The sequence below is a fragment of the Pseudovibrio exalbescens DSM 16456 genome, assembly GCF_000422785.1.
In the GTDB taxonomy this organism is placed as follows: domain Bacteria; phylum Pseudomonadota; class Alphaproteobacteria; order Rhizobiales; family Stappiaceae; genus Pseudovibrio; species Pseudovibrio exalbescens.
The window spans coordinates 93,748-115,880 of sequence record NZ_KE383918.1 but is presented as its reverse complement, the minus strand read 5'-3'; the positions used below and the strand labels follow the sequence as shown (position 1 = coordinate 115,880).

Here is a 22,133-nt window from a genome sequence, read left to right as displayed (position 1 = left end):
CCGCAAGGGCTCACTCGGCAACATGCCGTTGCCACCCTTTGGGGTCTTATATGTCGATCACGCCTCGCTCGCAATCAGGGCCGTGAGTTATTTCGGCACCGCTGCCACGCTTCACGACATAAAACTCTTCCAAAACGCCTGCTGAGACTGCAAAAAGGGGTTAAATGCCAAAAAACTCGACATGGCTGGCGAAGGGCGCCCGCGAGCAAAGCCTCGAAGGAATGCCTCCAGAGCACGGCGCGGCTCCTCCGGCAAATGCTCCTTGGTAACATTTCCCAAAAACAACAGGGAGGAAACGGGGCCCATTTGCCACGCCCAGTCCGGCACGATGCGCACTGCATCATACCAGAAATCTCTGACCTCATCATAGGTAAGAGGCAGCCCCTTGCCTGCCAAACGTTGCTGTCCCTCCCATATCTGCATTATTGCCAACATGTGCTGGCCAAGTCGTTGGAGTTCCTCGGGACCGGGATACCCGGCCGGGGGCGTTGCCTGGGATTGAGTTTGATAGGCGTTCAACTGATCCATGTATTGGCCCATCAGTTGCCTGAACTGACCGGAAACCGCATCATCACCGGGAAAAAACAGGTTCGGCCCATGTTGCTTGGCCATAAACGCCTCCCTAAGCACCTTTCACAGTAGTCTGGCATGAAAGACAACGCAGCGTCATTGAGACTTTATGCGCGCCGTCATGCCAAACACTACAGCACAACACTTAGAGTATTCGGTAAACATTCACGGGCTGCTCACGGCCCCGAAGCTCAAAGGCGCCCACGAGATTTCGAGGGTATTGGGCAGACATCTGACGCACGGTTTCTTCGCTGGCCAGCGCGATGACGGTGGCGTTGCTATCCACTTCCTTGCCCAACTCCTGAAGACGAGAGGCCACGTTCACGGCATCGCCAATAACCGTGTAGTCCATACGCTCCGTTGAGCCAATATTGCCAACGACGACAGTACCTGTGTGAACGCCAATGCGAATGCGCAGTCTTTGGCCCTCATCATGCTCATTGGCATGCGACAGTTCCTTTTGATGAATCAGTTCAACTGCCTTCACGGCGCGGTCCACATGATCCAGCGCTTCTTCCGGCGCGCCCCAGAAAGCCATCACCCCATCGCCAAGGTATTTGTCGATGGTTCCCCCTGTCGCAACAATGCATTGGGACATTTCTTCAAAATGCTTATTCAGTAGCTGAGTTGTTTCTTCTGCGGACAATTTCGAAGCAACTGTGGTGAAGCCCGCGATATCCGTGAACATTATGGTCAGTTGTCGAAGCTCGGTATTTTTCAGCCCCAAGAAATCTCTCTTCAACAACACCTTCACCAGAGCTTTGGGCACATAGCGCGAGAAGGCCTCCAACGCGCCAATCGCTCCATTAAAGCTGGCATTTGTTTCATCCAACTCTTTCAGGTGGGAGCGGGGCAAACGGGGTGCCCCTTCTATGTCGAGATCCTGAATCTCCAGCGCCTTTCGAGATAGCGCCCGGATCGGACGGCCGATTGCTCGCCCGATGAAGACAATAGCCACAAGACCAACCAACAACACCCCAAGCGCGAGAAACGCAACCCGATTCAATATGGTCATGGGCTGGCCAAAGTCAGCCGCCGACATGTAGCTGCCGACCTGAAGCGGAAGCTGGCTGTGTCGTTTCAAAGGTGCATAGATAAAGAGAACCGGCCCTTGTGCGGTCACATCCACATGGGCACCAAACTCGACTGGCAATCTGAAAGAATTTTCAGTGTAGTCCCAAATGTGTGCAAGGGATGTTCCCGTCATATCCTCAATGCGAGGCACGGGCTTTTCGGCCGTATGCGGGATTTCATCAAACAACGGCTCGGTGCTGGCGAGAACCATGGTGTTGTTGAACAAAACAAACGGCTGTTGACCGGTGCGCCAAACCATCCGTTCCAACAGGTCTTCCAATTGGCGCACGGGGTAGTCGACCGTAATTCGGGAATGACCGGCTTGATCCTCCGGCTGGATATAAATAACCAACCGCATGTAGGTAGCCTGGAGTTCTTCATCAAAATAAGGAGGATGCCAGAAGCGGCTCTCATGCCCTGCTCCCTCAGGCAGCTGCGGCGGTTCTGTTTGCTCAATACTGTTGAATGCCTCACCTTCGGCCAAATGCACCATGACCTGCAGTCCATCCGGGTAGGTATAGGTGAGCCGATCAATAGCTGTTTGCCGCGACAGAATATCAGAGAGGTGGTTTTGCAAACTCGCTGGCGCGCTCATGATCTGCGGGTCCGACATGATATCGGCGACGATCAGACCCACTTTTTCTTCTTGAGCGAAAAACTCTTCAACAATTTCAAGGCTGCGATCCATTATCAGATCGCCGATCTCCCGCATCATGCGCCCCGTCTGGCGCTCAGCGGTCGCCGTTACGAAAAACAGCATGGTTCCGGCGACAGCAATCATCAAAAAACCGAAGGCACCGGCCAGTACCCACGTGATGGGCAAGCGCCAGTAGGCTTCAGAGGCATCGTGTTTCCGGTTTCTGATTGCCATCAAGCAAAATCCCAACTCATCCCGCTAGTGCCAGTCGCCCAATTTGGCCTGAACAACCGCCATAGCCGCCACCGCAGCCGTATCGGCCCGTAACACTCTGGGCCCCAAAGGCATGGGATACACGAAGCTCTTGTCACGTAAAAGCGCGCGTTCCTCCTCTGCGAACCCACCTTCAGGACCGATCAGGATCGCCAACGGGCCTTGCGGGACGTTGTCCAGTGCTGGCAGCGGGTTTTGGGTTTCTTCGCCTTCATCACAGAATATCAAAGCGCGCGCGCCGTCTTCAACCATCCAGCGACCAATCATATCAGCCAGCTTTGTTGGCTCCAAAACCTGCGGGATATGCAGAACGCCGCACTGTTCGCAGGCTTCAATAACATTTGCCTGCATGCGCTGCAGGTTCAACTTGGGATTCTGCGTGTGTTGGGTCAGGACTGGTCGCAAGCGCCCGGCGCCCATTTCCACGGCCTTTTGCACCATGTAGTCCAGACGACCCAATTTGAGCGGGGCAAAAATATAATCAAAGTCTGGTGCCGGGCTTTGAGGGCGCACCTGTTCACCAACGACCAGATCACACGATTTTCGACCGGTTGGCACCACATGAGCCCGCCACTCACCGTCGCGCCCGTTAAACACCAAAATCTGCGCGCCCTCCTTCATCCGCAAGACATTGAGCAGATAGTTGGCTTGCGCCCTGTCGGCGGCAATGGCCGTTCCGGCTTCAATTGGCTGATCTAGATGCAGTCGCTGCATGCGGAATTCTGAACGCGGCATTGGAATGTCCTGTCACCTCTGGTGTGTTCCGGTCTACGAAATTTTGGCGAGAAACAACAGAGTGAGCCCCTCGTTTCTACTGTTTTCATGCGAACAGTCTGATCTGGGACTTGGTGGTGAGCGGCGAATGGCCTATAGAAACAGGGAGTTTTTACGATTGTTGAGAGTGGGTGCATTTTGGCCGATCAATCCAACGTTGCCGAGTTCTCCGTTTCCGAAGTCTCCAACGCGATCAAGCGCACCGTCGAAGACGCTTTCGATTATGTACGAGTGCGCGGCGAGCTGGGGAGGGTCAGCAAGCCGGGGTCTGGTCACATTTATCTTGACCTGAAGGATGACCGGTCGGTTCTGGCCGGCGTTATCTGGAGAGGCAACGCATCCCGCTTGAAAGTCCAGCCAGAACAAGGCCTTGAGGTGATTGCCACTGGCAAGATCACCACCTTTCCAGGGCAATCCAAATACCAGATGGTCATTGAGTCCATGGAGCCTGCCGGCGCCGGGGCATTGATGGCCCTGTTGGAGGAGCGCAAAAAGAAGCTGGGTACGGAAGGGCTGTTTGATCCAGCAGCCAAAAAGCAATTGCCGCGCATGCCGAGGGTTGTCGGCGTAGTCACATCCCCAACCGGCGCTGTCATCCGCGACATCCTGCATCGCATAACAGATCGGTTTCCACTCCACGTCGTGGTCTGGCCGGTCCGCGTTCAGGGAGAGACTTGCGGTGCAGAGGTCGCGAACGGGATCCGGGGCTTCAATGCCTTGCCGAAAACCGGCCCCATTCCCAAACCAGATGTCCTGATCGTGGCGCGCGGCGGTGGCAGTCTTGAGGATTTGTGGGGCTTCAACGATGAAGAAGCCGTTCGAGCCGCAGCGGCCTCAGACATTCCGTTGGTCTCTGCTGTCGGTCATGAAACAGACTGGACACTGATTGATCTGGCAGCTGACATGCGAGCACCAACCCCGACGGGTGCCGCCGAGTTTGTTGTGCCCGTAAAGGCCGAACTTGTCGCCCTGACTGACGATCTGTCCCGGCGGCTTTCCACGGGACTTCTTAGGTTCCTGCAAGGCCGCAAGACGGAACTGCGCGCAGCAGCTGCATCGCTGCCGGCTCCGCGCGATTTGCTGGCTTTGCCTCGGCAACGTTTCGATATGAGCGCAGGTCGTTTGGAATACGGGTTGCGCATGAACACCCAGAGCCACCGAACGAAACTGACGACGGCCGCCCGCGGCCTGAGCCCAATCACATTGTCGCGACAGATGGCGTTCAGCAAAGAGCGCCTGGAATCCATGCGCAACCGGAAGCAACAGGCCTACACCAATCATATTCGCCGTCAGCGCATGCAATTGGACAGCGTAAGCCAGCTTTTAAGTTCTCTCAGCTACAAGCGCGTGATCGAACGTGGTTATGCCGTCGTACGGGACGATGAGATGGCCCCGATTGGCCATGCCTCGGCCATCAGTCAGGGACAGACATTGCATCTGGAAATGAAAGGTGGAACTGTTATCGCAACAGCGGGCGACACACCAGTTCCGGCCGAGCCTACACCAACGGAAACACGCGCGGAGACGTCCTCTTCCGGCTTGCAAGAAACGGCCGAACCACCAGCAAAGAAAAAAGCTGTCAGAACCAAGAAGAAAACACAGAATGACGCTCAGGGCAGCTTGTTCTGAGCCAGACACTACCCTGACACAGAGAGAGGCGCAAACGACCGTTTGCGCCTCTTTTTTCATCGGTCACGCCGTATCGTCTCACATGAGTGACGGAAGAATTGTAATGATTGCCGGAAAAGCAACCAGCACTCCAACGGTAACAACGTCGGCCACGAAAAACGGCAGACAGCCGCGAAACACCTCCTGAACCGGAATATCTGGACGCACACCTGACACGACGAAGCAGTTAAGACCAATGGGCGGCGTAATCAGACAGAGCTCCGCCATCTTGACAACAATAATACCGAACCAGATTGCACAGGCAGCTCCCGACATGCCAAGGGCACTGTCCGCCGCGGCGACATCTGCCCCGCCATTCAGCGCAATAATAGCCGGAAACACAACTGGCAGTGTGAGCACCAACATGCCGATCGCATCCATGAACATGCCAAGGACGGCGTATCCCAACAGAATACACAGCACGATCAAAATCGGAGCAAAATCAAGACTGACGATGAAATCCTTGAAGGCGTCCGGCAGGCCAGCAAATCCGAGAAAACGCACATAGACCAAGACACCCCAGATCAGGGTGAAAATCATCACGGTGAGCTTGGCTGTCTCGTGTAGTGCCTGAAACAGCTGCTTCGTGCGCATGCCCCTGTAAAAGGCTGTGAGAAGGACCACAAATGCCCCCAACGACCCGGCCTCGGTAGGAGTGGCAAAGCCGAAATACAGACTGGAAAAAATGATCGCGATCACGCCAATTATGGGCAAGGTGCCCGGCACGGCACGGAACCGTTGTCCCCAGGTGAACCCCTTGATGGCGGGTGCTCCACCCTGCCACTTGGCCATGACATAGATGATGATGCCGTAGATCAGGACTGACACGACCCCCGGCAGAAACCCAGCCATAAGCAATTTGCCAACTGATTCCTCAACCAGAATGGCGTAGATCACGAGAATGGCGGAGGGAGGAATAAGCGAGGCCAATGTTCCACCAGCCGCGACCACGGCTGCAGAAAGGCGAGGTGAATAACCTGCATCCAACATTTCCGGGATCGCAACTCGGGCAAATACGGCTGAGGTTGCAGTCGACGCCCCTGAGACGGCCGCAAAGCCCGCGGTGGCGAAAACAGTACCAATGGCCATCCCGCCCGGAAGCCAGCCCAACCAACGTTTTGACGCTTCAAACAGGTGTTTTGTCAGGCCTGCATAGTAAGCAAGAAAACCAATCAGAATAAACGTGGGGAGCACTGACAGAGCATAGGTGACGGACTTGGAATGAGGAATGGTCCCGGCCATCTTGAGCGCCACTATGAAACCGCGCTCAAACCCCATGCGCATTGAGAAGATGGCGATCATCCCTACAATGCCGACGAAAGCGGCGGCAAATGCCACACGCACCCCAAAGACCACAAGAATCAAAAGGACGCCTGTCATGATCAGGCCAACATCAAACGGCGTCATCGCGCGGCTCCTTCCTGATGTTCTTCAAGAAAGGCTTCCTCGATTTCTGCTTGGGCATGTTCTGCGGCATTGTGAATATGCGGCAAGTCCAACAAGGGCCTGGTGGGATCAGCTATCATGCGGCCATACCCGTACAACTGCAGGCATAGACGCAGCCACAACACGCTCAAAGCTACCGGCACGATGAGTTTTGACGGCCAAGTGGGCAGACCCACATCAATGGTACTGTCGCCAAGGGTCCATGAACGGTCGAAGTGCATGTAGGCACCAAAGATCAGGATGGAAACTACAAACAGAATCAGGAGAACACCCAAGAACTCTACAATCCAGAGCCCCCTCCCGGTGAAGCGGCCGAGCAAAAGTTCCATTCGGATGTGTCCTCCAACGCGTTGGCAGTAGGCCACCCCCATGAAGGCGAAGACCGCCATCGCTTGTTCTGTAAAGTCAATGAACCCTGGGACCGGTTGGTTCAAGAGATTGCGTCCAACGACCTGCGCAACAGCCAGTAGCATCAATAGCAGGATGCTGGTTGCCGCAATCAGGTTGAACAGGTTCTCAACGCGCCCGAGTACGCCGGTGAACTGCAGATATCTGCGGTCCTCGCCGTTCGTGGCATTGGTGTCTAATGGTGTCATGTGTTGGCTACCCGTCAGAGTTGGGTGCGACCGCCCGCGAAAAGCACCCGAATGCAAAGGGGCCCCGCCGCCAAAGACGGTGGGGCCCCAACGTGGATGTGACAGTCGTTACTCAGACATCTTGGTCTGAACGAGCTGCAGCAGTTCTTCGCCAGGAACCCCTTTGGACTCCATATCAGCCAACCAGGCATCCCAAACCGGCTGAGCGGCTTTGTTCTTGAAGTTGGCCAGTTCCTCATCCGTAAAGGTGATTTGCTCTACACCGTTTTCTTCCAGAGTTGGGTAGAACTTGTCGTAGACGGCAGCGTAGGTTTCCAGATAGTGCTGCAAAGCGGGTTCGATGGACTCGTCAAGCGCAACACGGAACTCCTCTGGCAACATCTCGTAGGCATCCGTGTTCACCACCACAGGGCAATGCACGGTGCCCGGGTTCAGGTTGGTGGTCCACCAGTTGCCCGCTTCAATGGTATTGAAAGCGAGATGGGCGTGTGGTGCAAAAGACACCGCCTTTACCGTTCCGGAATCAAGTGCCTGATAAGCTTCTGCTGCGGTTACGGAGGTTGGCACGGCCCCGACAATCTCCATGGCGCTGCCGATACCGCCCAGCGCCCGCACACGCATGCCCTCAAAATCAGTGACTGTCTGCGGGGCATCACCGCTGCCAAGGAAATTGTATTGCGGCATGGGCGAGGACATGATCGGTTTTGCATTCCAACGCGCGAGGTCTTTTTGCACCGCCGGATGTTCATAGAGCGCCAAGTCCACCTTGATCTGCGTTTCCAGATCCGGAACACCGAGGAACGGCAGTTCGGTAACGGTCAAGGTCGGGTTTTTGTCTGCATGATATGAGGCACAGAACTGGGCCATCTCGAAGGCCCCAATCGCAATGCCGTCCAGGTTCTCGCGAGATTTGGACAGCGCACCACCGTAATGCAACTTTATTTCAAAACGACCATCGGTACGTTCCGCAACCTCTTGAGCGAGCTTTTCAATATGCTCTGTAAATGCGCGGCGCTTGCCCCATAGCGACACATTCCACGTAAGGTCAGCTGCAAAGGCTTCTGCAGTAAAGGACGCGCCCAGCGTCAACGCAAGAACTGCGGTGGTACTCTTGAGAAGTGTCATTGAATTTCGCTCCCATGTTATAGCCACCCGCACGCAGCTCTCTCCCAAGCATACGGGTCTCCCCTATTCGTAATGATGCTTATTTTTAACACATAGGAGAGAAAAATAAACCGCTTCACCCAAAGGTTTAATAGGATAACGTAGGGTTCTTTCTTTCTACATTTCCCAATGAATTCAAGGATCACTGGGGAACATGGCGCGCCAACGGAATCAGTCCACGTAATTCCACCACCTTGGCATGTATTCGCGCCTATTTGATATTGCTGATATATGTTTCCCGTGGGAAACTGTTGTTTCTCAGGGAGATCATAAAACGTGCCATTTGACGCGCATCAAGGATGCCGCAAGCGGCAGTTTCTAGTATAAGTACTGTCGGGTTAGTCCCCACAAAGCAGTACCGCCCGAAACAGGCAGGGAGATAAAGCAAATGGCAATCAAGGACATCATCATCGTCACGGATCTGAATGGTGAGCAGCCGGCTTCCAAGGTCGGTGTCGCATTGGCCGCCCGAGAAGGCGCTCACGCAACGGGTCTTGCACTTGCTTTCGAGCCGATTGTGCCGGGCTTCATTGCAGCTCCAATGCCTGCCGATTTCTTGCAGATGGCGCATGACCAAGCCGTTGCAGCGGCCAAGAAGTCTCTCGCCAAGTATGAAGAATATGTCAAACTGGCTGGCATCAGCGGCGAAACCCGCACTGAAGAAATGGTTACCGGAGGCTCTCTGGATCCCGTCCTGCGTCAAGCCCGCCTGACGGACATGGTCGTGGTTGGACAGGATAATCCGGACGATCCCGAGCCCATGCGTGAACTGATCATCGAAGCATTGCTGTTCGATACGGGCGTTCCCGTGATGGTCGTTCCATACATCTCCAAGGGAGATTTCGACCCACAACACGTCATGATTGCCTGGGACGGCAGTGCGACCTGTGCCCGTGCAGTTCATGCCGCCATGCCGATGCTGGAAAAGGCCAAGGACGTTACCGTCGTCATCGTGGACAAGGGTCAGGAATTTGCCGGCGAACCGGGTGCCGACATCGCAACCTACCTTGCTCGCCACGATATCGAAGTGAACGTGCAGATCATTTCCAACCCGCAGGTTGCTGTCTCCGACGCCCTGTTGAACTACGTCTCTGAACAGAATGTAGAACTTGTCGTCATGGGCGGCTATGGCACGAGCCGGTTCCGCGAGTACATCCTCGGTGGCGCAACACGCGACATCCTTGGCAGCATGACCGTACCAGTCATCATGGCTCACTAATCGGTCTTGTCTGCCTGATCGATTCCATGACTGATGCACGCTGGCTCTCCCTGCGTGCATCATTTTGATTTGACCAAGCAGTTGGGGACCTGCCAATGACGATCCGCAATCTTGAGAGCCTCTTCTGGCCCAAAGCCGTCGCCGTTATCGGAACCCACAAGACGCCCGACGTCATGGTCGAAAAGATGCTGAAAAGCATCGTGGACAGCGGTTTCACAGGCCCGCTCACAACGGTTGGGATACCTTCGCAGCCGCTTTCCGAGCTACCATCAGACCGAATAAGAACCGCCAAGTCTGTTCCCGAGCTGTCTCACGATGTGGATTTGATCGTCTACATGGGCGACAAGGAGAGCGCGGCAGACGTGGTGTCCGCCGCAGGAGCGCGCGGCGCACGTGGCGCCTTGTTTCCATCTGGCGGCTTCGACGACTGGGAGCCTCAGGACCTTCAGCGAGTGCTGGATGCGGCCAAACCTTTCAACCTCCGCATTCTTGGCCCGGGCAGCTTGGGAATGGCTGCGCCGCATGCCGGTTTCGGGGCTCTTTTGACCCCAGACGCGCCACTCAAGGGCGAGCTAGCCTTGATTTCGCGCTCTGGCACGATATTCAACGCCACGATGGCATGGGCGAGGTCCAGCGCCATTGGGTTTTCCGGCGTAGCCTCGTTGGGTCGCCGTCTAGACGTTGATGTCTCGGATCTCCTCGATTGGTTCGCGCAGGACTATCGCACACGCGCCATCTTGGTTCACTTCGAAACCATTGAAAACCCGCGCAAGTTTTTGTCGGCCGCGCGCGCGGCGGCTCGCTCCAAGCCGGTAATCGTATTACGTTCGGGCGCAAGTCGCGACCGCGTAAGTACCGGACAAACCCATGCCGGACGGCTGGCCACACAAGACGCGGTTTATGATGCGGCATTGCAGCGCGCGGGTGTCCTGCGCGTGGACGACATCGGCGAAATGTTCGAAGCCGTTGAAACGATTACCCGCGTAAAGCCACCGGAAGGCAAGCGTCTCTCCATCATCGCGAATGGCCGCAGTCTGGCAACCGTGGCGGCGGACCGTTTGTTTCGTGCCGGAGGCATTCTGGCTGAGTTGGACGCAGAAAGTCGGGACAGGCTGAAGGAGCTTGTTCGTGTCGATGCGGACGCCAACAACCCTGTCGTTTTACGCGAGAACGCCAGCCCGGAAGATTTCAAAGCCGGCGTTGAGACCCTGCTTGCCGACAAGAACTGTGATGGTGTGCTTGCCATTGCAGCTCCAACTGCATTTACACAATACACCGAAATTGCAGAAAGCATTGCCAAGGCAGGTAAGGCTCACCTGCAAGGATATGGTAAAAAACGCGCGTTGATTGCCACTCTCGCCTGCGGACACAACCTGCCGCGCGCAGCGCTCGATGAAGCCAAGATTCCATGCTACGCCAGCCCGACAGAAGCGATTACCAGCTTCATGCATCTTGTGCGCTATCGTGAGGTGAAAGAGCTACTCATGGCCGCGCCTGAAAGCATTGCGGCCGATTTCACACCCAATGTACGTCTGGCCCGACAGTCAGTGCAGGGTGCGCTTTTGGAAAAGCAGAAGTGGCTCACCCCGCTTCAAACGCGCGATTTGCTCAGGGCCTACGCCATTCCGCAGGTGCCTTTGCACCTGGCCGCCAACATCAATGAAGCTGTCATTGCCGCAGAAGACTTCCTCAAAACACATGCCCAAGTGGCTCTGAAGATTTCCAGCCCGGACCTGATCTTCAAATCGGATGTCGGCGGTGTTGTGTTGGGACTGGAATCTGGCGATGCTGTTCGCAAAGCGGCCGACATGATGCTGGCACGCCTGAAGGAGCAGCACCCCGATGCGGCTATAACCGGCATTGAAATACAACCCATGATCGTCCGGCAAAACGGTGTGGAGCTGTATGCGGGCCTTGCCGACGACCCGGTGTTTGGCCCTGCGGTGGTATTCGGTAAAGGCGGAACATCGGTTGAGATCATTGGCGATCGGGCAATCGACCTTGCTCCATTGGACATGAATCTGGCCCGCGCGCAGGTTGAGCGGACAGAAACAGCTCGACTGCTTAAGGGCTTTAGAAACCGTCCACCAGCGGCGCTGGACGAAATCGCGCGACTTTTAGTGAAACTCTCTCAGATAGCCATCGATTTTCCCGAAATCAGGGAGATGGACTTGAACCCCGTCGTCGCCGACGCCGACGGTTTGATTGCGCTGGATGCGCGCGTAGCCGTCGCACCGCCGGACATGCGACCAGGTCGGCAGGGCGCTTCACGCATGGCGATCACACCCTACCCCAAGGAATGGGAGTTGCGTGACAACCTGAAAGACGGCTCGCCCATTTTCATTCGGCCCTTGCGACCGGAAGACCAAGGGGCGCTTCTCGAATTCTTCAAACATGTCACGCAAGAAGACATGCGCCTGCGGTTCTTCTCACCGGTCAAGGAATTCAATCAGCCATTTCTCGCCCGCTTGGTTCAATTGGACTATGCCCGCGCCATGGCGTTTGGCGCCTTTCGACCCGATACCGGTGAAATGCTGGGCGTGGTGCGCATTCACTCGAACCCCGACCACACCGAGGGCGAGTATGCCGTCATGGTCCAATCTCGCATGAAGGGCCAAGGGCTGGGATGGTTGTTGATGCGACTAATGATCCGGTATGCCAAGGCTGATGGGATTGATGTCATCAAGGGCGAAGTTCTGCGTGAGAACTCGACCATGCTGGAGATGTGCCGGAGTTTGGGCTTCAACATCAAACGATCCGTTGATGACGATTCTCTGACCATCGTCACCCTGGATACCAATGGCGAAAACTCGCTCTAAGAGCCGTCAGCCCTGACTGGCTGCACGAATGTCACTCAACGAGCGGGTTGGTGTGATGGCTTCAGGGTCCAAATGAAGGTGCAACAGCGCGGGTTTTCCGCTGTCTACGGCCCTGTTGAAGGCTGGTCCGAACTCCTCCGCCGTGCGTACCGGCTCGCTGTGGAACCCATAGGCACTCGCCAACTCGACGAAGGCAGGGTTTTTCAAGGTCGTCGCGCTGACCCGACCCGGATACTCGCGTTCCTGATGCATACGAATGGTGCCGTAAATACCGTTATCAATCACGAGCACGATGATGGCGGCATTTTCCTGAGCAGCCGTCCCCAGTTCCTGAAGGGTCATCTGCAGACAGCCATCACCGGCAAAGCAAAGGACCATTCGGTCCGGATGCTTCAGCTTGCCCGCGATAGCCGCCGGCAGCCCATACCCCATGGACCCGGAGGTTGGGGCCAACTGTGTTCCAAACTCTCGAAACCGATGGAAGCGGTGAACCCATGTGGCGTAGTTACCTGCACCGTTGGCGATAATGGCGTCCTCAGGCAGATTGTGTTCAAGCCAGTCAACGACATGCGCCATTTGCAGCATGCCGGGTACTTCCGGCCGTGCCCCGGACCATTCCAGATAATCCAGATGGGCCGCGTCGGTGTGCTCAGCCCATGGGGTATTTCGGGTGGGCTCAAGCGCTGCCGCCATACTCGAGAACGCAACTGGCGACGCATTGATTGCCAAGGTCGGCGCATAAACACGCCCCAGTTCTTCAGGGCCTGGATGCACATGCACCAGTTTCTGGCGCGGTACGGGAATGTCCAGCAATGTGTAAGACTGGCTCGCCATCTCTGAGAGGATATCTCCCACCACCAAAAGGAGATCCGCCTCTTCAAGGCGCGCCTTTAGTTTGGGGTTGATACCAATACCCACATCCCCGGCATAGTTTGGATGCATGTGGTCGAAGAGCATCTGTCGCCGGAACGCGCACGCCACCGGCAGTTTGAACCGCTCGGCAAAGACAGTGAAATCGTCTCTCGCCTCTTTGGTCCAGCGCGAGCCACCAAGAATGACCATCGGTTTATGCGCGGCGGCCAGCAGTGTTTGCAATTCCGCCATTTGCTGAGGCGAGGGATAGCTTTCCACCATTTGAGCCTTGGGAGCTTGGGGCGCGATGACCTCCTCAACCAACATGTCTTCCGGCAAGGCGAGAACCACGGGGCCGGGACGTCCCGATGTCGCTACATGAAAGGCGCGAGATACGAACTCAGGCACCCGATCCGCGTGATCAATTTCCGCAACCCATTTCGCCATGGAGCCAAACATCTGTCGGTAGTTCACTTCCTGAAAGGCATCACGTTCGCGCATGCGCGTCTCGATTTGGCCGACGAAGAGGATCAACGGGGTTGCATCCTGCTGGGCTACGTGGACGCCGGCGGCCGCATTGGTTGCTCCGGGCCCCCGCGTTACCATGCATACACCGGGTTTGCCGGTCATCTTCCCGTAGGCTTCCGCCATCATGGCTGCCCCGCCTTCCTGTCGGCAAACAGTGACGGGAATTGTCGCATCATGCAAACCATCCAGAACGGCAAGATAGCTCTCGCCAGGCACACAGAATACCCGTTCCGCACCCTGGATCTCCAGCGCGTCCACGATGAGTTGGCCACCCGTTCTTTTCTTGGTCTGCATGCCTTGCTCCCAGCCTGTTTGTGCAGTCATATGCGGCAAGCTATCCATGTTGCGGGGTCTTGAAAACCCGAAAGCTGTTGTGGCTTCATTCCATACCGGAATGATACGCCCCTCTTTTGCTCGCGAGAATCCCGGATCAACCCGCCTTTGTGGTAGTGGTTGTAGCTGCCTCGGCAGTGTTATGGTGCGCGTGTTCCGCGAAAGTGTCTCCAAAACAAGCCGGAAAGCGTAGAGATTATGTCCGATCCCCATACTGTCCATGACCAGAGCGAAGCATTTTCTCTTATGGAAAAGCCGGAAACGCATGGCGTTTCAGATGTCAAACGCATTGATACCCACGCAAATGTTGTTTTCCTCGCTGGTGAACACGCCTACAAGATGAAGCGGGCGGTCAAGTTTCCTTTCCTCGACTATTCCACCTTGGATAAGCGAGAGCACGCCTGTCAGCGGGAAGTGGAGCTGAACCGCCAGTATGCGCCGGAAATCTATCTGGGCGTCGTTCCCTTGACGCGCGAGGAGGATGGCCAGCTCACGCTGAACGGCCAGGGTACACCCGAAGAATGGGCCGTTCACATGGTGCGGTTTGATGAGGAACTGGGCCTCGATCAAATCTGTGATCACCAGGGAATAAATGACCCGTTGGCTGAAGAACTGGCTCGCCTCATGGCGACAGCGCACAAGGCGGCGAAGCCTTCCGATCACGAACGTTGGATCGCAGACCTGCGCAATTATGTGGAGCAGAATCGCTCGGCATTTGAGGAGTTTCCTGCCTTCTTTCCGAAAGAACTGGCAAAAGACCTTTCAGAACGGGCGGAGAAAGAGCACTCACGCATTGCACCATTCCTGCGCGCTCGGGGCGAGAAAGGATACATCCGACTGACTCATGGAGATGCGCACCTTTCCAATATCGTGTTGATCGACAACAAGCCCAAATTATTCGACGCCGTGGAGTTTGATGACATCATCGCCACGGGCGATATCCTCTACGACCTAGCCTACCTGCTGTTGGATCTGTGGGAGCACGACGAAATGCGAGCTGCTAATCGGGTTCTCAACCGCTATCTGGTTGCGACCCATGATCCTTATGATCTGGAAGCGCTGACCTGTCTGCCGTTCTTCATGATGATGCGCGCGTCCATCCGGGCCAAAATTGCAGCTTCTGCCAGCCTGCACAAACAAGGCTCGGAAAAAGCGCGGAGTGAAGCACAAGCGCAGCGCTATTTTCGTATCGCATGTGAAGCGCTTGAGCCTGTTCAGCCACAGGTCATCGGCGTGGGTGGATTTTCAGGAACCGGCAAAACCACCATAGCGCGCGGACTGGCGCCGTTCATTGGGCGGCTGCCGGGAGCTATCCATTTACGCACGGATGTGGAACGGAAGCTTCTTCTTGGTCTGAACGAGACCGAGCGCGCACCCGCTGAAACTTATACCAAGGAAGTTTCAAACGCCGTGTATGATCAGGTTCTGACCAAAGCCAAAACGGTACTTCAAACGGGCCACTCTGTTGTTGTGGATGGTGTTTTTGCAGATCCTTCGGAGCGTCAGGCACTGGAAGACATTGCCCGAAGCACAGACGCCTCGTTCTCTGGACTTTGGCTGGAGGCACCGCAAGATATAAAATCGACTCGCGTGACAGAGCGGCGCAACGATGCCTCGGACGCCACGGCAGATGTTGTATCCCGGCAAAATGATATGGACCCCGGTCTTGTATCATGGACCCGTCTGCAAACCGACGCAGACGCAGTAACCGTTCAACTACAAGCACTTGATCTGGTTCTGTAAGCTCACCATTAGTTTATAATTATTCTAATATATTGATTTATAAGGGTTTTATCTTTGCGACAAGCTACTCATTTTGACAATTATCAATGCGAATGGGTCGCATTAGCACTCCATTGAGGAAAAAGCCTGCAAACCCCAATTTCCGGAGACCCCTCCATGCAAAGGCAAGATCATGATGCCTTGGCGCCGGATTATGACGCACGACATCACAACCCGATTTCTTCTGGTGAGCAACCACAAAGCGGCCCGCTCCACGAAGCGCCCTTGAACCACCCCTTGCGGATAGTTCGCCTTGGACGAACGCGCATGGATGCAGTGCACTTACGCAGCCTTGGCTTGACTGAAAACCAGCAGTTGACCGTCTTGCGCGGCAACAAAAACCAGCCACGCGTCATTGCCAGTGGGGCAAACCGGGTGGCGCTGGGAGTTGACCTTGCACGCACGATCACTGTGGAGGTGGCTTGATCATGGGATGCCACGATTCAAAAACGGTTGAGGTGCCCGACGGAGCCAGAGGGGTTTTGCTCCTGGGCACGGCCAACTCCGGCAAAAGCTCCTTGTTCAACTTGATGACCGGTCATCACCAGACCATCGGCAATTGGCCAGGCGTAACCGTCGACAAGAAAAGTGGGGTTGTCCAGCACTGCGGACAGGATTTCGATATTGTCGACTTGCCCGGCGTAGCTTGTCTGGCCAGTGCGCATACAGAGCGTGTTGATGAAACGATTACGCGGGATGTACTGCTGCAAAATCCCGCTCATACGCTAGTCGTCACGATTGATCCGCTCAGCCCGGAAAGAGCGTTATCCATCCTTTTGCAGGGGCTGCATTACGGCTTACCGACCGTTGGCGTGATTACCAAGGCAGACATGTGGGAGCCCGGCGATGTTGCACAGGCTGCCAACCGTCTTTCCGCCGAATTGGGTATTCCAGTTGTCGCTGTCTCGGCCAACACAGGCGAAGGCCGCGAGGCGTTAATGGACCTGTTGGCATCCAGCGCTGTGCCAAAGGTTTGCCTCAAGGACCCTGCCGTCACTCTGCCCGCAATAGACGCTTGTGTGGCCCGGTTGGAACAGGCCATCAATACGGGGGAAGATATCCGCCCGCGTCGCGCCCGTGCCCTGGCCTACCGATTGCTGGAGGGCGACAAACTTGCCAGCACCGTTGTAAGCAGCCGAATTCTCGGTGTTGCTGAGGAAATCATTGCTGGTTATGAGGCGGAAACCGGCAATCCGATCAATTTCGACATCGCGGATGCCTATTACACACGGGCCTATGAACTGGGTAAAGTCATTGCGCTGCCGAATCCGGAAGCGGTTCGGCATGTTTCGGACAAGTTGGACACCGTGGCGCTTTCCTCTTGGTTGGGCCTGCCCGTGTTCATGGGTGTCATGTACGCCATGTTCTTCATCGCCATCAGTTTCTCCGGGCCTTTCATCGACTTTTTCGACGGATTGGGCGATGCCTTGTTCGTGCAGACCCCAGCGCTGGCCCTGGAAAGCGCGGGCCTTGGCGGGGGGCTTCTGGAAACCATCCTCTTGTCCGTAGGCGGCGGCATCCAGACTGTAATGACCTTCATTCCAGTGGTTGGATTGCTGTTCATGTGCCAGGTATTTCTTGAGCAGAGCGGCTACATGGCTCGTGCAGCGGTAGTGATGGACCGACTGATGCGGAAGTTGGGACTGCCGGGAAAAGCGTTTTTGCCAATGATCCTCGGTTTTGGCTGCACTGTTCCTGCCGTGATCGCGACACGCAGCCTTGAAAACAGGCGTGAGCGCATCATGACGGCCATGATGACGCCGTTCATGTCTTGTGGTGCAAGGCTGCCAGTCTATGCCCTTTTTGCGGCGGCCTTTTTCGCCGAAAGCGGCCAGAACATTGTGTTCCTGCTCTATCTGCTTGGCATTGGCGTTGCGATTTTTACCGGCTGGATGTTGAGCTATACCGTTTTCCCTGGAGAGCGCACGGCTCTTGCCATCGAACTGCCTACCTATCAGGTGCCGGAATTGAGATCATACGGCCGGATCGTCTGGTCTCGCTTGTCCATGTTCATTACCAGCGCCGGCCGCGTCATCGTGATGATGGTAGCCGTACTGGCACTGCTCAACACGCTCAGCTTTGATGGCACTATCGGCAACGAAAGCAACGGGCGTTCCGTGCTCGCCGTGACCTCAAAAACCGTAACGCCCGTTCTCAGCCCCATGGGAATTACCGAAGACAACTGGCAAGCGACCGTTGGCTTGGTAACGGGCATATTCGCCAAGGAAGCGTTGGTGGGTACATTGCAGGCGTTATATCTGGAGCCATCTGAAGAAGCTGCCGCGCCCGCCCCGATGGAAGCCTTGACAGGGTCTGTTGCGGCGCTGACTGGCGGCCTGATGGAGCTGGGGGGAGCTGCGCTTGATCCGCTGGGAATCAGTGTCGGTGACCTTTCAAACGAACAGATTGCCGCAGAGTCACAGGATGTGGACGCGTCCGTCTTTGCCGCACTGCGCGCTCACTTCGATGGCAAGATTGGTGCCTTCGCCTTCATGGTAGCTGTGCTGCTTTACATGCCATGTGCCGCAGCGGTTGCAGCTATTTGGCGGGAAATCGGACGCAATTGGACACTTTTTGCCGTCGGCTGGACGAGCCTTCTGGCATACTCCGGTGCCACCTTGACCTACCAGTTGGGCACCTTCGCTCAGCATCCGTTAAGTTCCTTAGTCTGGACATTCGGACTTGTCTCGCTGATCGGGATCGTGATTATCGCGGTAAAACATGTAGCCCGTCAGGATACAAAAGAGGTGCGCCTGGCAGCGTCGGTAGGATAAACCATGCTCGGTGACGTCAAGAAGACAATTGCAAAAACAGGCTACGCGACATCCACGGATGTCGCCGCTGCCTTGGGGGTCGCGGAAGATTTTGCACAGGCCATGCTGGACCGGCTGGAAAGTCTGGGACAAGTACACAAGGTCACCTGTGGCAGTTGCACCGCTTGCCCAACCGCGCAAAAACCGGGTTATACCACTATACCCCGCTCACCCATCCGCAGTTGCGCCGAGCATTAATCAAAAAAATCATAGGCATCAAACTACGGGTTCCACGAAGGCTTCGATGGCGGCATAGTTCTCCTAACGGAAACAGGACCTGTGTTGCCATGACTTTTTCTGATGCCATTCGCACTTGCCTGAGCAAATACACCGACTTTCAGGGACGCGCTGGCCGCCCGGAGTTCTGGTGGTGGACGCTGTTCGTGATCCTTGCGATGATTGTTGCCCAGATCGTCGACATGGTGGTGATTGCGCCGCTTTTTGGCCTGCCGGACCCAGCCACCATTGAAATGCAGCCTATTTCGGCCCTCGTGGGCTTGTTCCTGCTAATACCCGGACTTGCCGTCTCTGTACGCCGCCTTCACGATATTGACCGCACTGGATGGTGGCTCCTTCTCCATTTTGTACCGCTCATCGGCGTGTTGGTGCTTCTGTTTTTCTACATCCAGCCCTCTCATCCCGGTGCGACACGGTTCGGATAGGTGCTGGACGGACAGATTGCTGCCTGACCGGCTAAGACTTTCGTAACTGGAACACATTAAAACCAGCGGCAATTGTGACCTAGCGTCTCCAATGACTTGACTTCGATCCGCAAGCTCGCACCCTTTAGGGTAGTAACTGCCAGCGTACCAGGTGACCGATGGACTTTTCTGCCGTAGATCTTGCGCGATTTCAGTTCGCGTTCACTGTGTCCTTTCACATCATCTTCCCGGCGTTCTCCATTGGGCTCGCCAGTTATCTGGCCGTTCTGGAAGGGCTGTGGTTATGGACCAAACGCGAGGTCTACCTGCAACTCTTCAAGTACTGGCTCACGATATTTGCCATTGCATTCGGCATGGGCGTCGTCTCCGGAGTGGTGATGACCTACCAGTTTGGCACCAACTGGGCGGTCTTTTCCGATAAAACCGGTCCCGTTCTTGGTCCCGTCATTGGATACGAAGTGCTTACCGCCTTTTTTCTTGAAGCCGGTTTTTTGGGGATCATGCTGTTTGGCATGAACCGAGTGGGCAAACACCTGCATTTTCTTGCAACGGTTATCGTTGCATTCGGCACAGCACTGTCAGGCTTCTGGATTCTTTCTGTTAACAGCTGGATGCAAACGCCGGCGGGGTTCAGCATCAATGAAGCTGGCCAGTTCATTCCGGAGGACTGGTGGGAGATCATCTTCAACCCGTCGTTCCCCTATCGGTTCGTGCACATGATGCTTGCCGCTTATTTGACCACGGCGTTTGTGGTTGGCGCCGTAGGCGCCTTTCACATCCTGCGGGACCGAACGAACGCGGCCGCCCGAACCATGTTCTCCATGGCACTCTGGTTGATTGCTTTCATAGCCCCAGTTCAAATGTTTGCCGGTGACTTGCACGGTTTGAACACACTGGAACACCAACCTGCCAAAATCGCTGCCATGGAGGGGCATTTTGAAACTCAGAGCCCGTCGCCGTTAATCCTGTTTGGATGGCCCGACATGGAAAAGGCCGAGACCCTCTACAAGATCGAAATCCCGTATTTGTCCAGCATCATTCTCACGCACTCGCTGACCGGCGCAGTGCCTGGCCTCAAGGAATTCCCACGCGAGGATTGGCCCAATGCCACCATCGTATTCTGGTCCTTCCGAGTGATGGTCGGCATTGGTGTGTTGATGACGTTGATCGGGTTCTGGAGCTTGTGGAACCGCTATCGCGGCACACTCTATGACAACTTGTGGCTCAAGCGATCAGTTCTTCTCATGGGGCCCTCAGGTTTCATTGCCGTGTTGGCCGGATGGATTACCACTGAGGTCGGACGCCAGCCTTACACTGTTTACGGCCTGCTGCGGACAGAAGACTCCGTATCGCCCATTGATGCGCCGGCGGTCGCCACCTCGCTCACCGTGTTTATAGTTGTGTATTTCATCGTGTTCGGTGTTGGTGTCGCCTACATTCTCAAATCCATGTACAAGCCGCCCCACGCTGTCAGTGGACCTGACACGGGCATTCCGACCCGCACGGCAGGCATCACGCCCGCCCCAGCGCTCACACCGGACACCGTGGAGAAAGACTGATGGACCTCGATTATCCGCTCATTTGGGGCTTCCTGATTGCCATCGCCATCTTCGCATACGTATGTCTTGATGGGTTCGATCTGGGTATCGGGATCCTGTATCCCACAACAACCGATGAAGACGAGCGCAGTTTGATGATGAACACGGTTGCGCCAGTCTGGGATGGTAATGAAACCTGGCTGATATTGGGGGGCGGCGGGCTTTTTGCTGTGTTTCCGCTCGCCTATGCCACGATCATGCCCGCGCTATACATGCCAATCATTTTGATGCTCATTGGGTTGGTATTCAGAGGTGTCGCGTTCGAATATCGCTTCAAGGCAAGCAAAAAGCGCCGGCCGTATTGGGATTTCTCGTTCTTTATTGGATCTCTGGTCGCCGCATTCTGCCAAGGTGTTGCGCTTGGCGCATTGGTGCAAGGGATCAACATTGAAGGCCGGGCTTATGCGGGAGGCTGGTTTGACTGGCTCACGCCCTTCAGCATCATGACAGGTTTCGCGCTGGTCTCAGGCTATGCTCTATTGGGGGCAACGTGGCTAATCATGAAACTTGAAGGTGCTGCCCAAGAGCATTTCCGCCGTGTTGCGCGGCCCTGCGCCTTGTTGCTGCTGGCTTTCATAGTCGTTGTAAGTATCTGGATGCCCTTTATTGATCCAGAGGTAGTTCAGCTTTGGTTCAGCATGCCTTTTGTGCTCTACACCGTCCCTGTGCCTTTGGCCGTCGTCGGCCTGACTTATCTGCTTTGGCGTGGCATCAGCTATGACCACCACCATGCACTGGGCTTCCTGTCCACCTTGGGCCTTTTTCTGGTCACCTACATCGGATTGGGGATCAACATATACCCCTATGTGGTCCCTCAACGGATCTCCATTTGGGAGGCTGCAGCACCTGACAGCAGTTTGAAATTCCTGCTGGTCGGTGCCGTTGTCTTGATCCCCATGATCCTCGCGTACACCGCCTATGCGTATTGGGTCTTTCGCGGCAAAACAAAATCCACGGAGGGCTATCACTAATGGCCGGGTCAAACCACAAGCCTGAAAGGCAAGAGGGAGACAGCCCCCTGCCCTTTGCCAAGCGGATCGGCTGGTTCATTTTGCTCTGGTGTCTTGGGCTCTCAGTGATCGGCGTGATTTCTTACGGCATTCGCGCGGTGATCCTTTAACCCACAGATCAGCCCCAACAACGCCGAAAGGCACAGGTGAAGTGGTTTTCACGAACCCCTGCTTTGACAAGAAAAAGCGGAGTCACACGACGAGAAGCCGATGATGTGGGGTTAAAGAACTAGGCTTGGTCTCCTCCCGATCGCGGGGAATACGGGCGATAGGCTACCGAGCTACCGAGCTACCGAGCTACCGAGCTACCGAGCT

General features: G+C 55.6%; 18 protein-coding genes. 11 read left to right on the top strand and 7 right to left on the bottom strand.

The features are described from left to right. Positions 1-111 precede the first annotated feature (111 nt). The 3 genes from G512_RS0115180 to G512_RS0115170 form a co-directional block, all read right to left on the bottom strand. On the bottom strand, positions 112-612 hold the full coding sequence (locus G512_RS0115180) for a hypothetical protein (RefSeq protein WP_028482448.1): 501 nt from the start codon (positions 610-612) through the stop codon (positions 112-114). A gap of 103 nt (positions 613-715) precedes the next feature. Further along, positions 716-2,515, bottom strand: a complete 1,800-nt coding sequence (locus tag G512_RS0115175; RefSeq protein WP_051269428.1) for an adenylate/guanylate cyclase domain-containing protein — start codon at positions 2,513-2,515, stop codon at positions 716-718. Positions 2,516-2,539: 24 nt separating this feature from the next. After that, positions 2,540-3,289: a 16S rRNA (uracil(1498)-N(3))-methyltransferase gene (locus G512_RS0115170; RefSeq protein ID WP_028482446.1), complete on the bottom strand. Its 750-nt coding sequence runs from the start codon at positions 3,287-3,289 to the stop codon at positions 2,540-2,542. A 177-nt stretch (positions 3,290-3,466) separates the two neighbouring features. Between G512_RS0115170 and xseA the strand changes: the two genes are divergently transcribed. Beyond that, positions 3,467-4,957, top strand: coding sequence for an exodeoxyribonuclease VII large subunit (xseA, locus tag G512_RS0115165; RefSeq protein ID WP_028482445.1), 1,491 nt, complete (start codon positions 3,467-3,469; stop codon positions 4,955-4,957). 78 nt (positions 4,958-5,035) lie between these two features. On the opposite strand, the gene G512_RS0115160 is transcribed toward xseA, so the two are convergent. From G512_RS0115160 to G512_RS0115150, 3 genes are all read right to left on the bottom strand, one after another. Further along, the gene (locus tag G512_RS0115160; RefSeq protein WP_028482444.1) at positions 5,036-6,403 is read right to left on the bottom strand and encodes a TRAP transporter large permease; all 1,368 of its coding nucleotides are present in this window, start codon (positions 6,401-6,403) and stop codon (positions 5,036-5,038) included. Next, the gene (locus G512_RS0115155) at positions 6,400-7,038 is read right to left on the bottom strand and encodes a TRAP transporter small permease subunit (protein WP_028482443.1); all 639 of its coding nucleotides are present in this window, start codon (positions 7,036-7,038) and stop codon (positions 6,400-6,402) included. The genes G512_RS0115160 and G512_RS0115155 overlap by 4 nt, the downstream gene beginning before the upstream one ends. Before the next feature lie 108 nt (positions 7,039-7,146). Next, entirely contained in the window at positions 7,147-8,163 is a 1,017-nt protein-coding gene (locus G512_RS0115150) for a C4-dicarboxylate TRAP transporter substrate-binding protein (RefSeq protein WP_028482442.1), read from the bottom strand. Between the two features lie 427 nt (positions 8,164-8,590). Between G512_RS0115150 and G512_RS0115145 the strand changes: the two genes are divergently transcribed. Both G512_RS0115145 and G512_RS0115140 read left to right on the top strand, forming a co-directional pair. Then, entirely contained in the window at positions 8,591-9,421 is an 831-nt protein-coding gene (locus G512_RS0115145; protein WP_028482441.1) for a universal stress protein, read from the top strand. A 95-nt stretch (positions 9,422-9,516) separates the two neighbouring features. Next, positions 9,517-12,240: a bifunctional acetate--CoA ligase family protein/GNAT family N-acetyltransferase gene (locus G512_RS0115140; protein ID WP_028482440.1), complete on the top strand. Its 2,724-nt coding sequence runs from the start codon at positions 9,517-9,519 to the stop codon at positions 12,238-12,240. 6 nt (positions 12,241-12,246) lie between these two features. On the opposite strand, the gene G512_RS0115135 is transcribed toward G512_RS0115140, so the two are convergent. Further along, a complete protein-coding gene (locus G512_RS0115135) occupies positions 12,247-13,944 on the bottom strand; it encodes a thiamine pyrophosphate-binding protein (protein ID WP_228130522.1) in 1,698 nt (565 codons plus the stop codon). Positions 13,945-14,151: 207 nt separating this feature from the next. Between G512_RS0115135 and G512_RS0115130 the strand changes: the two genes are divergently transcribed. The 8 genes from G512_RS0115130 to G512_RS22660 all read left to right on the top strand — a co-directional run bounded on the left by G512_RS0115130 (position 14,152) and on the right by G512_RS22660 (position 21,928). Further along, positions 14,152-15,696, top strand: a complete 1,545-nt coding sequence (locus G512_RS0115130; RefSeq protein WP_028482438.1) for a bifunctional aminoglycoside phosphotransferase/ATP-binding protein — start codon at positions 14,152-14,154, stop codon at positions 15,694-15,696. A 156-nt stretch (positions 15,697-15,852) separates the two neighbouring features. Beyond that, entirely contained in the window at positions 15,853-16,161 is a 309-nt protein-coding gene (locus G512_RS0115125) for a FeoA family protein (RefSeq protein ID WP_081657506.1), read from the top strand. A 2-nt stretch (positions 16,162-16,163) separates the two neighbouring features. After that, positions 16,164-18,509: a ferrous iron transport protein B gene (feoB, locus tag G512_RS0115120; protein ID WP_051269426.1), complete on the top strand. Its 2,346-nt coding sequence runs from the start codon at positions 16,164-16,166 to the stop codon at positions 18,507-18,509. Between the two features lie 3 nt (positions 18,510-18,512). Next, entirely contained in the window at positions 18,513-18,746 is a 234-nt protein-coding gene (locus tag G512_RS0115115; RefSeq protein ID WP_028482435.1) for a FeoC-like transcriptional regulator, read from the top strand. An 89-nt stretch (positions 18,747-18,835) separates the two neighbouring features. Next, complete coding sequence (locus G512_RS0115110) at positions 18,836-19,210, top strand: DUF805 domain-containing protein (protein WP_028482434.1); 375 nt, start codon at positions 18,836-18,838, stop codon at positions 19,208-19,210. A 158-nt stretch (positions 19,211-19,368) separates the two neighbouring features. Continuing rightward, a complete protein-coding gene (locus G512_RS0115105; RefSeq protein WP_028482433.1) occupies positions 19,369-20,769 on the top strand; it encodes a cytochrome ubiquinol oxidase subunit I in 1,401 nt (466 codons plus the stop codon). Next, the gene (gene cydB / locus G512_RS0115100) at positions 20,769-21,779 is read left to right on the top strand and encodes a cytochrome d ubiquinol oxidase subunit II (RefSeq protein WP_028482432.1); all 1,011 of its coding nucleotides are present in this window, start codon (positions 20,769-20,771) and stop codon (positions 21,777-21,779) included. Before G512_RS0115105 ends, cydB begins: the two co-directional genes overlap by 1 nt. Beyond that, positions 21,779-21,928 carry a hypothetical protein gene (locus tag G512_RS22660; protein ID WP_155943665.1) on the top strand — a complete coding sequence of 50 codons (150 nt, stop codon included), beginning with the start codon at positions 21,779-21,781 and terminating at the stop codon, positions 21,926-21,928. The genes cydB and G512_RS22660 overlap by 1 nt, the downstream gene beginning before the upstream one ends. The last annotated feature ends 205 nt before the right edge of the window (positions 21,929-22,133 follow it).

Excerpts from the sequence above, each read along its gene's own strand:
- G512_RS0115180 (WP_028482448.1), bottom strand. The coding sequence starts at position 612 with ATGGCCAAGCAACATGGGCCGAACCTGTTTTTTCCCGGTGATGATGCG.
- G512_RS0115175 (WP_051269428.1), bottom strand. The coding sequence starts at position 2,515 with ATGGCAATCAGAAACCGGAAACACGATGCCTCTGAAGCCTACTGGCGC.
- G512_RS0115170 (WP_028482446.1), bottom strand. The coding sequence starts at position 3,289 with ATGCCGCGTTCAGAATTCCGCATGCAGCGACTGCATCTAGATCAGCCA.
- G512_RS0115160 (WP_028482444.1), bottom strand. The coding sequence starts at position 6,403 with ATGACGCCGTTTGATGTTGGCCTGATCATGACAGGCGTCCTTTTGATT.
- G512_RS0115155 (WP_028482443.1), bottom strand. The coding sequence starts at position 7,038 with ATGACACCATTAGACACCAATGCCACGAACGGCGAGGACCGCAGATAT.
- G512_RS0115150 (WP_028482442.1), bottom strand. The coding sequence starts at position 8,163 with ATGACACTTCTCAAGAGTACCACCGCAGTTCTTGCGTTGACGCTGGGC.
- G512_RS0115145 (WP_028482441.1), top strand. The coding sequence starts at position 8,591 with ATGGCAATCAAGGACATCATCATCGTCACGGATCTGAATGGTGAGCAG.
- G512_RS0115140 (WP_028482440.1), top strand. The coding sequence starts at position 9,517 with ATGACGATCCGCAATCTTGAGAGCCTCTTCTGGCCCAAAGCCGTCGCC.
- G512_RS0115135 (WP_228130522.1), bottom strand. The coding sequence starts at position 13,944 with ATGACTGCACAAACAGGCTGGGAGCAAGGCATGCAGACCAAGAAAAGA.
- G512_RS0115130 (WP_028482438.1), top strand. The coding sequence starts at position 14,152 with ATGTCCGATCCCCATACTGTCCATGACCAGAGCGAAGCATTTTCTCTT.
- G512_RS0115125 (WP_081657506.1), top strand. The coding sequence starts at position 15,853 with ATGCAAAGGCAAGATCATGATGCCTTGGCGCCGGATTATGACGCACGA.
- feoB (WP_051269426.1), top strand. The coding sequence starts at position 16,164 with ATGGGATGCCACGATTCAAAAACGGTTGAGGTGCCCGACGGAGCCAGA.
- G512_RS0115115 (WP_028482435.1), top strand. The coding sequence starts at position 18,513 with ATGCTCGGTGACGTCAAGAAGACAATTGCAAAAACAGGCTACGCGACA.
- G512_RS0115110 (WP_028482434.1), top strand. The coding sequence starts at position 18,836 with ATGACTTTTTCTGATGCCATTCGCACTTGCCTGAGCAAATACACCGAC.
- G512_RS0115105 (WP_028482433.1), top strand. The coding sequence starts at position 19,369 with ATGGACTTTTCTGCCGTAGATCTTGCGCGATTTCAGTTCGCGTTCACT.
- cydB (WP_028482432.1), top strand. The coding sequence starts at position 20,769 with ATGGACCTCGATTATCCGCTCATTTGGGGCTTCCTGATTGCCATCGCC.
- G512_RS22660 (WP_155943665.1), top strand. The coding sequence starts at position 21,779 with ATGGCCGGGTCAAACCACAAGCCTGAAAGGCAAGAGGGAGACAGCCCC.